A 15,049-nucleotide genomic window follows, 5' to 3' on the forward strand; every position below is an offset into this window, starting at 1 on the left:
TTTAGTGGTCTAATTTACTTTATTTTAACAAAAAGAAAGCAATAAGGGAGACTGTACCGAACCCATAAATCCGGACATTCTTGTCCGTGAATTCTTATATGGCTTGTTTCCTGTATTGAACAGGAGACAGGCCATTTAATTTCTCTTTTATTCTTTTGTTGTTGTACCAATCAATATATTCTTCTAATGCCTCGATTAATTCTTGAACATTTTGATATTTAACACCGTAATAGATTTCTTGTTTAAGCAAACTAAAGAAATTCTCCATAGGTGAATTATCTAAACAATTTCCACGTCTAGACATACTCTGCTTGATATTATTCTGCTCTAGTAATTGTGTCCATTTGACATGCTGATAATGAAACCCTTGATCTGTATGAATCATGAGATTATGCTCTATAGGCAGCTTCTTAATAGCTTTCTCTAGGGACTCACAAGTAAATTTTACTGTAGGTGATGTAGAGATACTGAATGACACAATCTCACTATTATATAAGTCCATAATGGGTGAGAGATACACTTTTACATCTGAGTTGTCCACTTTGAACTCAGTTACATCACTGACATAAACTTCATTCATCTGATCTACGTTAAATGCTCTGTTTAGCTCATTATCTGCAATTTTTCCAACTTCACCTTTATACGAACTATACTTTCTACTTCTTGTTGTGAATTTCGTACACAATAAATTGTACTTCTTCATAAGTCTGAGCACTCTTTTATGGTTCACAATAATACCTAGATTCTTTAGTGCGAGTACAACTCTTCTATAGCCGTAAGTAAATCTAGATTCTTGAATGATGGATTGTATTTGTTGAACTAATCGCTGCTCAGATTCATTTACCTGATTTAATTTTTCTTTCCATTCATAAAATGAAGATCTTGGTAACTCAGAAATCTCTAACCAAGTACTCAGTTTAACTTCTGTTTTAATTTGCCTTACTTCTAGTACTACTTGCGTCTTTTCTTTGTTTGAGCACGCTTTTCCCGAAGCAAGGCATCCAACTTTTTTTGGTAAAGCAGTTTTGCTTCGAGGTACTCATTTCTTTCTCTTAGTTCAATAAGTTCTTCTCTCTCAGACTTTGATAGTTCTTTTGGTTCATCGTTATTCTTAGGCATAGTCGTTCCCTCACGTTTTCTAGGTCTTCCTAAAGTACCACACAAACCACTAAAGCCTTCCAAATCATACTTTCGCTGCCAACCAGCTATTGTAGATGGATTCTTGATTCCAAAGACTTGAGCTGTTTCTGAATAGGAAGTTTCGTTATTTATCCTATATTTTAATACGGATAACTTAAACTCACCAGAATAACGTGTTTTAGATAAACTTTTCTTTAAACCAACTTCGCCATAGAGATTATAAGCCATTATCCAATTGTTGATCGTGTCATGGCTTATATTAAACTCTTTTGAAAGAATGATTGCTCCAAAACCTTCTTCATATCTTCTTATAATTTCTAACTTCAAATCATAACTATACTTTGACATACGAATAACCCCCTAAATCCGTGTCCGGATTTAGGGGGTCAGTGCAGACCCTTATTGCTTTTTATTATACTCCTTAACAACATCTTCAAATAATTTATAGCTTTTTATAAATGCATCTGTGTCGTAAATCGCTGTAGCTGCGATAATTTCGTCTGCATTATACTCTTCTTGGAATTTTTCTAAATCTCTAAGTGCTTTTTCTTTATCGCCAAGAATTTGAACTGGGAATCTTGTTTGAATTATTTCTTTATGCTGCATTGACCATATATCATCCATATTTGTTACTGGGCGTTTCATCGGTCCACGGTGATTTGTAATCATACCAAAGACATTTTGATAATGACTCGTTACGACGTATTCAGCTTCTTCTTGTGTATCTTGAACACAGACATTTAAGCATGCCATTTTATAAGGTTCTTTTAATTGTTCGCTCGGTTGGAAGTTTCGTTCGTATATTTCAAATGCCTCTTTCATCATCGCTGGTGCGAAGTGAGCTGCAAATGCATATGGTAATCCTAATTTAGCTGCAATGTGTGCAGAATCTGTAGAACTACCGAGTACATATAATGGCACATTTGTATTTAAACCAGGGTTTGCAATGACGTGCGCTTCTTTATCTGATAAAAAGAATTGTAACTCACGAATTTCATCTTCAAAGTTAAACATCCCTTGGTGATTTCCTCTGCGAATTGCGTTTGCTGTTAATTGGTCAGTACCTGGTGCGCGTCCAAGACCAATATCTAAACGGTCACCAAATAATTCATACATCGTTCCGAATTCTTCAGCAACAATATACGGCGTATGGTTAGGTAACATGACACCACCACTTCCAACGCGGATTCTATCAGTATGTTGTAATGTATATTGAATTAGTAAACGTGTCGCACTTGAAGCGATTGATTTCATATTGTGGTGTTCACTGATCCAGTAGCGTTCATAAGTTGTGTGGTCGAGTTCTTCAGCTAAAAGACGCATACGAGTAAACGCATCTTTAGAATCGTACCCTTCACGCACATAAACTAAGTTTAATACTGAAATTTTTAAATCTTTACTCACTTTAATCTCTCCTTTTTTATCTTCATCTAACTTACAAGAGATATGATTATTTTTCTAAAGAAACGACTTAGAGCACTCGACTATATTTATCGTTTTAAAAATGGTAAAATCTCTACTGAATCTAGTTTTTAAAGGAGAAGTGTCATGAGTGTTTATTTAGATTATGCGGCAACAACACCAGTCGATAAAGATACTTTAAATGGAATGGTAAAACACGCGAATATTTACGGAAATCCTTCAAGTATTCATCGTGTTGGTAAAGAAGCAAAATCATTTTTAGAAAGTAGTCGTAGCAAGGTTGCGAAGATGATTGGTGCAAAACCCGAAGAAATTATATTTACGAGTGGTGCAACAGAATCTAATAACTTAGCAATTCGTGGAACACTCTCACATTTTAAATCAAATAGTAATATGATTACGACAAATATTGAACATATGTCAATCATAGAAACAGCAGAATCATTAGCTAATGATGTAAAGTATCTATCAGTTGATCAGACAGGTCTAATCAGTTTGGTTGAATTAAATGAGTTGTTAGACGATAATACTTCTCTCGTGTCACTTCATTATGTAAATAACGAAGTTGGTTCAGTACAGCCAATTAAAGAAATAAAAGATAAGTTACCAGAAGACGTACTACTTCACATCGACGCTGCACAAGCAGTCGGTCACGTTGACATTAATGTTGACAGATTAGGTGTTGATCTTATGAGTATGAGTGGCCATAAGTTATATGCACCTAAAGGTATCGGTGTGTTATACGTCAGAAAAGGGACGCATTTACACGCACAACTTGTCGGTGGTAAACAAGAGCGTGAGCGCCGCGCAGGCACTGAAAACTTACTCTATAGTTATGCAATCAGTGAAGCAATTAAAAATGCGGTAGAGTCGTTAGATGAAAGAAATACGGTTATTTCATCTCGTAAAAAAATGTTAATCGACGGCTTAAAAGAAGCGGGTATTGAGTTTGAAGTTAATGGTGACTTAGATAATCAGTCTCCGCACATTTTAAACATTTACGTACCATTTTCTGAAACAGAATTTTTACTTACAGCGCTCGATCTAGAAGGTATTTACATTTCAGGCGGTAGTGCATGTAACGCTGGAACAGTGACACCCTCACATGTCATTACTGAAATGTATAACGAAAACCGAGCGGCACATTCACTTAGAATAAGCTTTAGTCATTTAACGACTGAAGATGATATTACAAAAACAATTGAGGCATTTAAAAAATTATATGAACGATTAAAATAAAGGATTGAACTATATATGAAGAAAAAAGAAGATACAACAGTCGTTGTCGGAATGAGTGGAGGCGTTGACTCTTCAGTGACAGCGAAATTGCTAAAAGATGAAGGATATAATGTCATTGGAATCTTTATGAAAAACTGGGATGACACAGACGAATTTGGTGTGTGTACTGCAACTGAAGATTATGAAGACGTTAGAAAAGTTGCAGAAGAAGTCGGTATTCCGTATTACTCAGTAAACTTTGAAAAAGAGTATTACAATAGAGTGTTTGAATACTTTTTAGATGAATATAAACGTGGACGTACACCAAACCCTGACGTCATGTGTAATAAAGAAATTAAATTTAAAGCATTTTTAGATCATGCAATGAAACTTGGGGCGGACTATGTCGCAACAGGTCACTACGCGAGGGTGAATCATGACGGTGAAGTAACAATGCTTAAAGGTGTCGATAGTAATAAAGACCAGACGTACTTTTTAAACCAATTAACAAAAGAGCAGTTAAGTAAAACACTATTCCCGCTCGGTGAAATTGATAAAACAGAAGTACGTGAACTCGCACATAAATATGATCTCGCGACCAAAGATAAAAAAGACTCAACAGGTATTTGTTTTATCGGAGAAAGAGATTTTAAAACATTTCTTTCCAACTACTTACCTGCAAAACCAGGGAAAATTATCGATATGGAAACTGGTGAAGAAAAAGGAACACACGATGGAATCATGTATTATACAATTGGTCAGCGCCAAGGTTTAGGCATCGGTGGGCCTGGGGGACCATATTTTGTTGCAGGTAAAAATCTAGAAACGAATGAATTATATGTCGTCACTGGATTTAATAACGAAAAATTATATTCGACAAGTTTAATTGCAGAAGACACAAACTTTATAAACGATATGCCTGAAGAATTCGATGCAAATGCTAAATTCAGATATCGTCAAAAAGATAGTGAAGTATTCGTAAAAAAATTAGAAGACAACAAATTACTCGTTAAATTTAAAGAACCTCAGCGTGCAATTACTCCTGGTCAAGCAGTCGTATTATATGACGGTGACAGAGTAATTGGTGGCGCGACGATTGACGAAGTGTTTAACGGTGAAGAGAAACTGGAGTATTTAGCATGAGTTTTAATTACGAACATTCCATTCAGCAAGGTAACTATGAAACAGCATTAAAAGAAATTTTTTTTTCGATTGAAAAAGATCCAGACAATCCCGTTCATTATATTAATGGCGGGACTGTTCTTTATAATGTTGGGAAATTAGAAGAAGCGAATAACTTTTTACTAAAAGCGATTGAACTTGATAAAGACAATGCAGTGGCATATTACACGTTAGGGAATATGTACTTTAACGAAGGAAAGTATAAAGACGCACGTACACTTTTATTAAGTGTCTATGACAAAATGAGCGATGATAAAGATATTAACTACCTCCTTGCAATGACACACGTTCATGAAGGGGATTTAAGTTTATCGGTACCTTTTTTTGAAGAAATGTACCGAGTTGGTAAAGAAGATTATGAACTCGTATTTCAGTATGCCTTAACACTGTGTCAGTTAGGCTTACTCGACCAAGGTGAACTTTTACTCACTGAAATAACGAGCGAACATGCACACGCAGATTCTGAATATAACTTAGGGCTTATCCAATGGACAAAGTATGACGATAAAGAATCAGCAAAGACACACTTTCAAAATGCGATTAAAATTAAGCCAGATCACATACTCGCACATAACGGAATTAAAAATTTAGAAGAGGAATAAATATGACACAAATGACGTTAGAAGATGATTTATTCATCAATGGAACAGTTGAAAAAATAATATTTCATAATAGTGATAATCACTTCTACGTCATTGTTGTTAAAATCGACGAGACGAACACAGAGTTAAGTGACGAAGCGGTTATTACTGGGAACTTTCACCAGATCGATAAGGGTGAGACTTATCAGTTTACTGGAGAAATTGTCGAACACGTAAGATACGGTAAACAGTTTAAAGCAATTAGTGCAAAAAAGAATATTCCAAAAACAAAAGACGGTATTATTAAGTACTTATCTGGTGAAAAATTTAAAGGAATTGGTCAAAAGACCGCCCAACTTATCGCTCATACACTCGGTGACAATACGCTAGATTTAATTATTGAAAATAAGTCCAACTTAGACAAGGTTAAAGGACTATCTGAAGATAAAAAGAACATCGTCTACCGAACAGTTGTTCAAAATGAATCGACTGCACGTGCAGATCTTATAATGATTGAGCTTCAAATTGATGCGTCAAAGCGTGCCAAAATTCTTGATACGTATAAAAATGAAACGCTCCATATACTAGAAAATAATCCGTATAAACTTGTTGAAGATATCTTTGGCATTGGTTTTAAAAAAGCAGATGAAATTGCGTTAAAAGCAGGTATTGATATCCATTCAAACGAACGTTTATATGCGGGAATTAAATATGCGATTGACACAGAACTTAATGAGTTTGGGCATACGTATGTCGAGTTAGAACAATTAATTGAAGTTTCTCTTATTTTACTTAACGGTAAAGGGGATATATTTACACGTGATGATATTTTAAAAAGTGTCAATTTACTTGCTGAAGAAGACGAGCTAGTCATTCGTAATAACAAAATTACTTTGAAAAAGTTTTTTATTAGCGAAAGAAAGTCAGCTGAAAAAATACATTCATTGAGTCAAATTAAAGTGCACACACCAAGTGATGAACGTATAAATGCAGTTATAAGACAAGTCGAACATTCATTAGAAATTAAATTTAACGAAGAACAAAAAGAAGCAATCATTCGCGCGGTGACAAGTCCAATTTCTGTAATTACTGGTGGTCCAGGTACTGGTAAAACAACAATTGTTTCTGGAATTATTGAAGTGTATAGAAAGCTTCATAATATCGAAAGGTTTATCGATTATGAAGGTGATGACTACCCGATTCAACTCGCAGCCCCGACGGGTCGTGCTGCAAAGCGTATGAAAGACGCAGCAGGTATAGAAGCTTCGACGATCCATAGAATTATTGGCTATGGTAGAGATACTGAAGAAGATGAAATACTTGATAATATCATCGATGCAGATTTAATTATTATTGACGAGATGTCGATGGTCGATACGTGGCTCTTTTATCAGCTAATTAAAAATGTGTTACCTGAAACCCAAGTTGTTTTTGTCGGAGATGACGCTCAGCTTCCGTCAGTAGGACCAGGTACAGTGTTTAAAGATTTAATTGAATCAAGTACAGTTCCTGTTACTATATTAAAAAAGATTTATAGACAGATGGAGTCATCCTCGATTATTAAACTTGCATATCAAATTAATAACAATCTTCCTGTAAATATATTAGAACGTTTCCCAGACCGAACATTTTTTAAAACAAATGCAAGTGGTATTATCGACGTCGTTGATATTGTTGTAAAAGGTGCAGTAAAAAAGGGTTATGATATGCGTGACGTACAAGTTCTCGCTCCGATTTATAAAGGACCTGCTGGAATTGACCAGTTAAATAAAGTGATTCAAAAAGTATTAAATCCAAGTAGTGATGATAAAAAAGAAATCGAATTTGGAGATAAGATTTTTAGAGAAAATGATAAAGTGATTCAACTAGAAAATAGACGTGAAGATAATGTTTTTAACGGTGACAGTGGAATTATTACTGAAATTACGTATAACGATGAGAGTCCAGGCGAAAAAGAATCGATAACCGTCGACTTTTTAGGAAACGAAATTGTCTATGAAAGAAAAGATTATACGGAATTATCACATGCATATTGTACAAGCATACATAAAGCCCAAGGCAGTGAGTATCGAATTGTTATCATGCCAATCGTTAGACAGTATTATCACATGCTCCAAAAAAATATTATCTATACAGGAATCACTCGCGCAAAAGAATCTCTCGTATTATGCGGAGAAGAGGACTCATTTATAGAAGCGATTCATCGTGAAGGTATCGAAAGAAAAACACTGTTATCCGAGTATTTAACAGAAATATTTAATGGCGACACGAAAGCACACGTTAAACTTAGTAATAGTGAAGAGAATTATATGTTAACGATGGATTTAGTGTTAAATAAAAACATCGATCCGATGATTAATATGGAAGGTATTTCACCATTTGATTTTAATTGACTTTAAAGCGTACGCTTCATATAATTATACTGAACAAATAATAAAATGAAGTTGATGACATGACAGAAACATTGCGGTAGATGAGAGCAATGCATCGACAAAAATGTGCATAAATTTTAATAAATTTAAAGTGATGAATAACATTCATAACATGGGTGGTACCGCGGATAGAATTCGCCCCTTTTTATAAGGGTGAATTCTATTTTTTATTTTAGGAGGAATATTAATGAAAAAAGTATCGACAAACGAACTGCGTCAAATGTTTTTAGATTTTTTTAAATCTAAAGGACATAGTATCGAACCAAGTAGAAGTTTAATCCCTGTAAATGACGACACACTATTATGGATTAACTCAGGAGTGGCGACATTAAAGAAATATTTTGACGGAACAGAAAACCCAGACAATCCAAGAATTGCGAACGCACAAAAATCAATCCGTACAAACGATATTGAAAACGTCGGATTTACAGCAAGACACCATACGTTTTTTGAGATGCTCGGCAACTTTTCAATCGGTGACTATTTTAAAGAAGAAGCGATTGAATTTGCATGGGAATTTTTAACGAGTGAGAAATGGTTAAATTTTGAAGAGGAAAAACTGTATGTCACAATTCACCCTGAAGATGATGAATCTTATCATATTTGGAAAGATGATATTGGTATTGAAGAAAATCGTATTATTCGTATAGAAGGAAACTTCTGGGATATCGGAGAAGGGCCATGTGGTCCAAACACTGAGATTTTCTACGATAGAGGTGAATCCTATGAGGGTGATACACCACGTGAAGAAATGTATCCAGGCGGAGAAAATGAGCGCTATTTAGAAATTTGGAATTTAGTATTCTCTGAATTTAACCATAACAGTGATCATACCTACACACCACTTCCTAAACAAAATATTGATACTGGTTTAGGGCTTGAAAGATTATCAAGTGTGATTCAAGACGTACCAACAAACTTTGATACAGATGTTTTCATCCCAATTATTGAAGAAGTTGAGAAAAAATCTAACAAGAAATACCGTGATAATGACAAAGATGACGTAGCATTTAAAGTGATCAGTGACCATATTCGTACAGTTGCTTTTGCAATTGGTGACGGTGCACTTCCAGGTAACGAGGGTAGAGGTTATGTGTTAAGACGTCTCATCCGCCGTGCAACGCGTTATGTTAAAGAACTCGGTATTAATGGCACTTTCCTTTACACGTTAGTTGACGTCGTTAATGACGTTATGAACGAATTCTATAAAGAAATCGATGAAAACAAAGACTTTATTAAAAAAGTAATCGAACAAGAAGAAGCGAGATTCCTTCAAACGTTAGATGAGGGACTTGAAATCTATAAGAATGTTAAAGAAAAAGCTTTAAAAGAAGACAAAGTCATTAGTGGTAAAGATGCATTTAAATTATATGACACATTCGGATTCCCTGTAGAGATGACGACTGAATATGCTGAAGAAGATGGGCTTACTGTAGATCTTGAAGGATTTAAAGATGAAATGGAACTTCAAAGAGAACGTGCACGTGCAGCACGTAAATCATCAGATTCTATGAATGTTCAATCCGAAACGTATCAAAAGTTAACGAAAGATAGCATTTTTACTGGTTATAATAGCTTAAAAGAAAATTCTAAACTACTCTATATCGTTAACAATGAAGAAACACTCGATAGTTATGATGGCACTGATTATGTCGATGTCATTTTCGATAAAACACCATTTTATGCTGTAAGTGGTGGTCAAGTTGCAGATAAAGGAATTATCTATAATGATCACGGTAAAATGGAAGTGACAAATGTCTATAAAGGACCGAACGGCCAAAATATTCATACAGTAAAAGTGTTAGAAGGTGTCATTCAAATTGATGAAGATTACACATTAGAAGTAAATCGAGAGAGCCGTTTATTTATCATTAAAAACCATACGGCAACTCACTTACTGCACCAAGCACTTAAAGATGTTGTTGGAAGTCATGCAAACCAGGCAGGATCTCTTGTTGAAAAAGAACGATTACGTTTTGACTTTACACATTTAGAAGGTTTAAAAGAGGATGAAATTAAAGAAATAGAGCGTATCGTAAATAAAAAGATATTTGAATCACTTCAAGTAGTGATTGAAGAAATGCCAATCGAGGATGCGAAACGTAAAGGTGCAATGGCATTATTCGGTGAAAAATATGGAGATGTAGTAAGAGTTGTAGATATAGATGAATACTCAGTTGAATTATGTGGGGGTATCCACGTTAAAAATACAGCTGAAATTGGTCTATTTAAAATTGTTTCTGAAAGTGGAATTGGTGCAGGTGTAAGACGTATTGAAGCAGTTACATCAAAATATGCAGTGAAATATTATGAAGAAAAAAATGAAACTGTTGAATCTGTAAACTATCTTGTTAAAGCAAAAGCGGACAATACAGTTTCTAAAGTTGAGAATTTAATTGAAGAGAAAAAACAACTTGAAAAAGAAGTAAAATCTCTAAAAGCAGAACTTCAACAAGATGCATTATCTGATTTAAGTGATGATACGTTCAAAATAAATGACTTTAATTTAATCGCAACTGAAGTAAAAGTAGATAGTGTTAAAGAATTAAGAGAGACAATGGATATAGTTAAATCTAAAAATCAAGAAAGTATTATCGCACTTATCTCTAATATTGATGACAAAGTATCGATGATTGTCACAGTACCGAAAGCACAAACAAAAATTGTAAAAGCTGGAGATATAATCAAGAAAATGGCTGAAGCGGTCGATGGTAAAGGTGGTGGACGTCCAGATATGGCTCAAGGTGGCGGTACAGATGTTAAAAATATGTCTGAAGCGTTACAGTTTGTTAAGGATTATCTTAATAGTTTTTAATAATTTAAAAGTTTGTTATAATGTTTCTATCTAACCTAAGTAGTCGAGGAGTGTTATACATGGATAACTTAAATAAGACAATGAAGTTTAATATTGAAGACGCAACGAATGAAAATGTTAAAAACGTACTTTCAAATGTATACAAAACACTTGAAGAACGCGGCTACAATCCTGTAAACCAAATTGTAGGATACCTACAAAGTGGGGATCCGGCATTTATTCCGCGCCATAATGAAGCGAGAAATCAAATTCGTCACATTGAACGTGATGAGATTATGGAAGTTCTTGTGAAAAGTTACGTGACACGTGAACTCAATGAATAAGACACTTGGACTTGATGTAGGTACTAAAACAATTGGCGTTGCAATAAGTGATAGCCTTGGTTGGACAGCTCAAGGACTAACAACTCTTAAAATTAATTCTGAAAAAGATGATTTTAAAATTGAGGAATTAGTAAAAATTATAGAAAAAGAGAATGTATCTACGGTTGTCGTTGGTTTACCAAAACATATGAATAATTCAGTTGGTGAAAGTGGAGAACGTTCAATTTATTTTTCAGAGAAATTAAAAGAAAGATTTCCTTCAATTAAAATTGAATTATGGGATGAGCGTTTAAGCACGATGGCAGCTGAAAGAACATTGTTAGAAGCTGATTTATCTAGAAAGAAAAGAAGTAAAGTAATCGATAAAATGGCAGCTGTGTTTATTTTGCAGGGCTATCTAGATCGGTTTAATTAAAGGAGAATTTTGATGTCAGAAGAATTTGAATTAAATCAAGAAGAAGAATTATTAACACTCTTCGATGAAGAAGGTAATGAAACACTCTACAGAAAATTATTAGAGTTTGAACACCCAGGGTTCAATAAGCACTACGTTATTTTAGCTGAGGAAAGTAATTTCAACTCAGATGACGACGAAGAGCAAATTGATTTAATCCCAATGATTGTTGAAGAACTTGAAGATGAGGAAAACATGAAGTTCTCACCAGTTACTTCAGATGAAGAATGGGATATGATTGAAGAAATAGTAAACACAAACTTTGATGAAGTTGAAGAATAATTGAAAGATTGCTTCCGGTATTGCCGGAAGCAATTTTTTGAAAATAAGGAGAAATTATGCCAAATAATGATGATTTAAAGTTCTCTAAAAACGTTTCAAGCTACATTTCGGTATTTATCGTACTTATTATTGTACTACTTATAATCATTGGTACACTTTTTAGTGTGTTTTACATTAAGCAAGGTATGAAACCTCTAGACGAAGATTCATCGAAAGTTGTACAAGTAGAGGTTCCAACAGGTGCATCTTCAAGTGACGTGAGTCAATTGTTAGAAGATGAGGGGATTATTAAAAATAGCACGCTATTCCAGCTGTATTTACGTTTAAATAGTATTTCAGAATACCAAGCGGGACAATTTGAGTTATCACCTTCTATGGATTATGAAACAATCTCAAAAACACTTGAAACAGGTGTTTTATATGAAGAAGTGTTTTATAAATTAACAGTGCCTGAAGGGTATACTGTCGATGAAATTGGCGATTTACTTGAAGAGGTACTCCCTGTCAATAAAGATGATTTTATTGAACTTGTTCAAGATGAAGAATATTTAAAAGAGTTACAAGAGGATTATCCAGATATGTTATCAGATGAAATATTTGCTGATGATATTAAGTATCCGTTAGAAGGTTATTTATATCCAGCAACATATGATATTACAAAAGAGCAACCAGACTTAAATGAAATTGTTCGTCAAATGTTAGATGCAACGAGAGCAAATTCGTTTAGCTTATATAACTCTGGCGATTATACGGCAACGATTGAAGATGAAGAAAAAGAATTTTCATTCCACGAGTTTTTAACATTTGCCTCATTAGTTGAAAAAGAAGCAACAAGTCTTGCAGACCGTGCGAAAATTACGAGCGTCTTTTTAAATCGTCTCGCTGAAAATCCTTCAATGCCACTGCAGACAGATCCGACAGTTTTATATGCTAAAGGAATTCATAAAGACGTCGTTTTATATGAAGATTTAGAAGTGGAAGATCCATTTAATACGTATATTCATAAAGGATTAACACCTGGTCCAATCGCGTCACCTGGTCCTGAATCAGTACAAAGTATCTTAAACCCAGCAAATACAGATTACTTCTATTTCTTAGCAGATAAAGACGGTAAGAACCACTTTGCTGAAACGTATGAAGAACATCAAAAAAACAGAGAAAAGTATATAGAAAGTGACTGATTTCGCTTTCATTTATTAAAGGTTTATGTTAGTATCTAACTATTATCTACAACTGGCATTCTATGCCGGTTGTATATTTTTGTGGTGAAAATATGAAAATAGAGGATTATTTAAGACAATTAAATACAAAAAAAGAAGTATTTCAGGAAGTGTTTGAATATGCTGTTGATCATCGAGTGCCAATTATTGACAGTGACGCATTAACTTTTTTAAAGCAGATTATTCAACTCACAAAAAGTAAAAACATATTAGAAATTGGTACAGCTATTGGCTATAGTGGTCTCCATATGTTAAACGTAAATGAAGATGTTACGTTAACGACAATTGAAAAAAACGAAGAGTCTTATAATATAGCAAAAAATAACTTTAAAGCATATAACGTTTCAGAAAGAGTGACACAAATTCTTGGTGATGCGAAAGAAGTAGAAATTAATGATACTTTTGATTTAGTGTTTATCGATGCATCTAAGGGAAATAATCTTCTCTTCTTTGAAAAGTTTAGCCAGCTATTAAGTGAAGATGGTATCGTCGTCGTAGATAATATTCTTTTACGTGGACAAATTGTCGATAACAATCTGGAAAGTAAAAACAGAATTAAGCTACGAGATAAAGTTCAGAAATTTAATGAATATATATATGAAAACTATCCATCCGCATCATTTTTAAATATTGGTGATGGATTATTAATTATTAATAAATAACGGAGTGAAGAAATAATGGATATAAATAATAAAGAATACCCAATGACACAAGAAGGTTTTGACAAGTTAGTAGAAGAACTAGATTACTTAAAAACAGTTAAGCGACCAGAAGTGGTAGAAAAAATAAAAGTTGCACGTAGTTTCGGAGACCTTTCTGAGAACTCTGAATATGATGCAGCAAAAGACGAGCAAGGATTCGTTGAACAAGAAATTTCTAAAAATGAAGAGATGATTCGTTACGCAAAAATTATTGAAGAAAACGTTGATAATACTGTAGTTCAAATCGGTAAAACAATCACGTTCCAAGAATTACCAGATGGACCTGAAGAAACATATAAAATTGTTGGTTCAGCAGAAGCAGATCCATTTGAAGGTAAAATTTCTAACGAATCACCAATTGCTGAAGCGTTAATCGGTGCAAAACTTAAACAAGAAGTCAATGTTCCACTTCCAAATGGAAATGAAATGAAAGTGAAAATCGTTAAAATTGACTAATATAATTGGAATTATCGGTGCAATGCGACCAGAAGTTGAAATTCTTAAAAGCGACATGGATATCAAACATACTGTAAATATCGCTCATGTTGAATTCTATGAAGGTACGCTAGAAAATAAAAATATTGTTCTTGTTGAAAGTGGAATCGGTAAAGTAAACGCGTCAATTATAACAACACTTCTCATTAATGAGTTTAAAGTGGACAGTGTAATTAATACTGGTGTTGCCGGTAGTCTAACTAAGGAATTAAATATATTAGATATGGTTATTAGTAGTCATACCGTGCATCATGATGTTGAAGCGACGACATTTGGTTATGATATCGGTCAGGTGCCATCAATGCCGTTAAATTATGATGCTGAAGCTGATCTAATTGAAGCTGCAAAAGATGCACTTGAAGCTTACGACAAAGTAAAATACACTGTTGGTGAAGTCGTTAGTGGTGATCAGTTTATCGATACTGATGAGAAAAAACACATTATTTTAAACACATTTAAAGATGCGAAAGCAGTTGATATGGAATCAGCAGCGATCGCACAGACGTGTTACCAATTTAAAACACCTTACTTAATTTTACGTTCAATGAGTGATAAAGCAGACGGCTCAGCAGATATGAACTACGACGAGTTTCTTAGAAAAGCTTGTATTCACTCATCTAACACTGTAAAATTAGTATTGAAAGAACTGTAATTCGGAGGGGTATAGTAATGCTATTTCTTATGGTTTTTGCTCTAGTAGTAACAGCAATTGTTGGTTTCTTCATTTACAAAGAAACTGAAGTTGAACAAACACGTGGAATTGAAGAATAATTTATTTGGCGCC

General features: G+C 34.2%; 14 protein-coding genes and 1 pseudogene. 12 read left to right on the top strand and 3 right to left on the bottom strand.

Annotated features, from left to right (window positions below; all coding sequences use genetic code 11):
* Nucleotides 1-94: 94 nt before the first annotated feature.
* The 3 genes and pseudogenes from KPF49_RS03445 to KPF49_RS03455 all read right to left on the bottom strand — a co-directional run.
* Nucleotides 95-952, bottom strand: a pseudogene (locus tag KPF49_RS03445) (IS3 family transposase); the annotation flags it as partial.
* The gene (locus KPF49_RS03450) at nucleotides 952-1,488 is read right to left on the bottom strand and encodes a helix-turn-helix domain-containing protein (RefSeq protein ID WP_219490066.1); all 537 of its coding nucleotides are present in this window, start codon (nucleotides 1,486-1,488) and stop codon (nucleotides 952-954) included. The gene KPF49_RS03450 and the pseudogene KPF49_RS03445, both read right to left, overlap by 1 nt.
* 51 nt (nucleotides 1,489-1,539) lie before the next feature.
* Nucleotides 1,540-2,544, bottom strand: a complete 1,005-nt coding sequence (locus KPF49_RS03455) for an LLM class flavin-dependent oxidoreductase (protein WP_183675190.1) — start codon at nucleotides 2,542-2,544, stop codon at nucleotides 1,540-1,542.
* 144 nt (nucleotides 2,545-2,688) lie between these two features.
* Between KPF49_RS03455 and KPF49_RS03460 the strand changes: the two genes are divergently transcribed.
* The 12 genes from KPF49_RS03460 (at nucleotide 2,689) to KPF49_RS03515 (ending at nucleotide 14,917) form a co-directional block, all read left to right on the top strand.
* On the top strand, nucleotides 2,689-3,801 hold the full coding sequence (locus KPF49_RS03460; protein ID WP_183675192.1) for a cysteine desulfurase family protein: 1,113 nt from the start codon (nucleotides 2,689-2,691) through the stop codon (nucleotides 3,799-3,801).
* A 15-nt stretch (nucleotides 3,802-3,816) separates the two neighbouring features.
* Complete coding sequence (mnmA, locus tag KPF49_RS03465) at nucleotides 3,817-4,923, top strand: tRNA 2-thiouridine(34) synthase MnmA (RefSeq protein ID WP_183675196.1); 1,107 nt, start codon at nucleotides 3,817-3,819, stop codon at nucleotides 4,921-4,923.
* Nucleotides 4,920-5,564, top strand: coding sequence for a tetratricopeptide repeat protein (locus KPF49_RS03470; protein ID WP_183675198.1), 645 nt, complete (start codon nucleotides 4,920-4,922; stop codon nucleotides 5,562-5,564). Before mnmA ends, KPF49_RS03470 begins: the two co-directional genes overlap by 4 nt.
* 2 nt (nucleotides 5,565-5,566) lie before the next feature.
* Nucleotides 5,567-7,936: an SF1B family DNA helicase RecD2 gene (recD2, locus tag KPF49_RS03475; protein WP_183675201.1), complete on the top strand. Its 2,370-nt coding sequence runs from the start codon at nucleotides 5,567-5,569 to the stop codon at nucleotides 7,934-7,936.
* A gap of 226 nt (nucleotides 7,937-8,162) precedes the next feature.
* Nucleotides 8,163-10,790 (top strand): alanine--tRNA ligase, encoded by a 2,628-nt coding sequence (gene alaS / locus KPF49_RS03480; protein WP_183675204.1) that lies wholly within the window; start codon nucleotides 8,163-8,165, stop codon nucleotides 10,788-10,790.
* Between the two features lie 59 nt (nucleotides 10,791-10,849).
* Entirely contained in the window at nucleotides 10,850-11,113 is a 264-nt protein-coding gene (locus KPF49_RS03485; RefSeq protein WP_183675207.1) for an IreB family regulatory phosphoprotein, read from the top strand.
* Nucleotides 11,106-11,528: a Holliday junction resolvase RuvX gene (gene ruvX, locus KPF49_RS03490; RefSeq protein WP_183675210.1), complete on the top strand. Its 423-nt coding sequence runs from the start codon at nucleotides 11,106-11,108 to the stop codon at nucleotides 11,526-11,528. Before KPF49_RS03485 ends, ruvX begins: the two co-directional genes overlap by 8 nt.
* Nucleotides 11,529-11,540: 12 nt before the next feature.
* Nucleotides 11,541-11,849 carry a DUF1292 domain-containing protein gene (locus KPF49_RS03495; protein WP_183675213.1) on the top strand — a complete coding sequence of 103 codons (309 nt, stop codon included), beginning with the start codon at nucleotides 11,541-11,543 and terminating at the stop codon, nucleotides 11,847-11,849.
* Between the two features lie 56 nt (nucleotides 11,850-11,905).
* Complete coding sequence (gene mltG / locus KPF49_RS03500; protein ID WP_183675216.1) at nucleotides 11,906-13,030, top strand: endolytic transglycosylase MltG; 1,125 nt, start codon at nucleotides 11,906-11,908, stop codon at nucleotides 13,028-13,030.
* Between the two features lie 92 nt (nucleotides 13,031-13,122).
* Complete coding sequence (locus tag KPF49_RS03505) at nucleotides 13,123-13,731, top strand: O-methyltransferase (protein WP_183675323.1); 609 nt, start codon at nucleotides 13,123-13,125, stop codon at nucleotides 13,729-13,731.
* 15 nt (nucleotides 13,732-13,746) lie between these two features.
* On the top strand, nucleotides 13,747-14,226 hold the full coding sequence (greA, locus tag KPF49_RS03510) for a transcription elongation factor GreA (RefSeq protein ID WP_183675218.1): 480 nt from the start codon (nucleotides 13,747-13,749) through the stop codon (nucleotides 14,224-14,226).
* Complete coding sequence (locus KPF49_RS03515) at nucleotides 14,219-14,917, top strand: 5'-methylthioadenosine/adenosylhomocysteine nucleosidase (protein WP_221265275.1); 699 nt, start codon at nucleotides 14,219-14,221, stop codon at nucleotides 14,915-14,917. Before greA ends, KPF49_RS03515 begins: the two co-directional genes overlap by 8 nt.
* The last annotated feature ends 132 nt before the right edge of the window (nucleotides 14,918-15,049 follow it).

This window comes from Nosocomiicoccus ampullae (assembly GCF_019357495.1).
Taxonomy (GTDB): domain Bacteria; phylum Bacillota; class Bacilli; order Staphylococcales; family Salinicoccaceae; genus Nosocomiicoccus; species Nosocomiicoccus ampullae.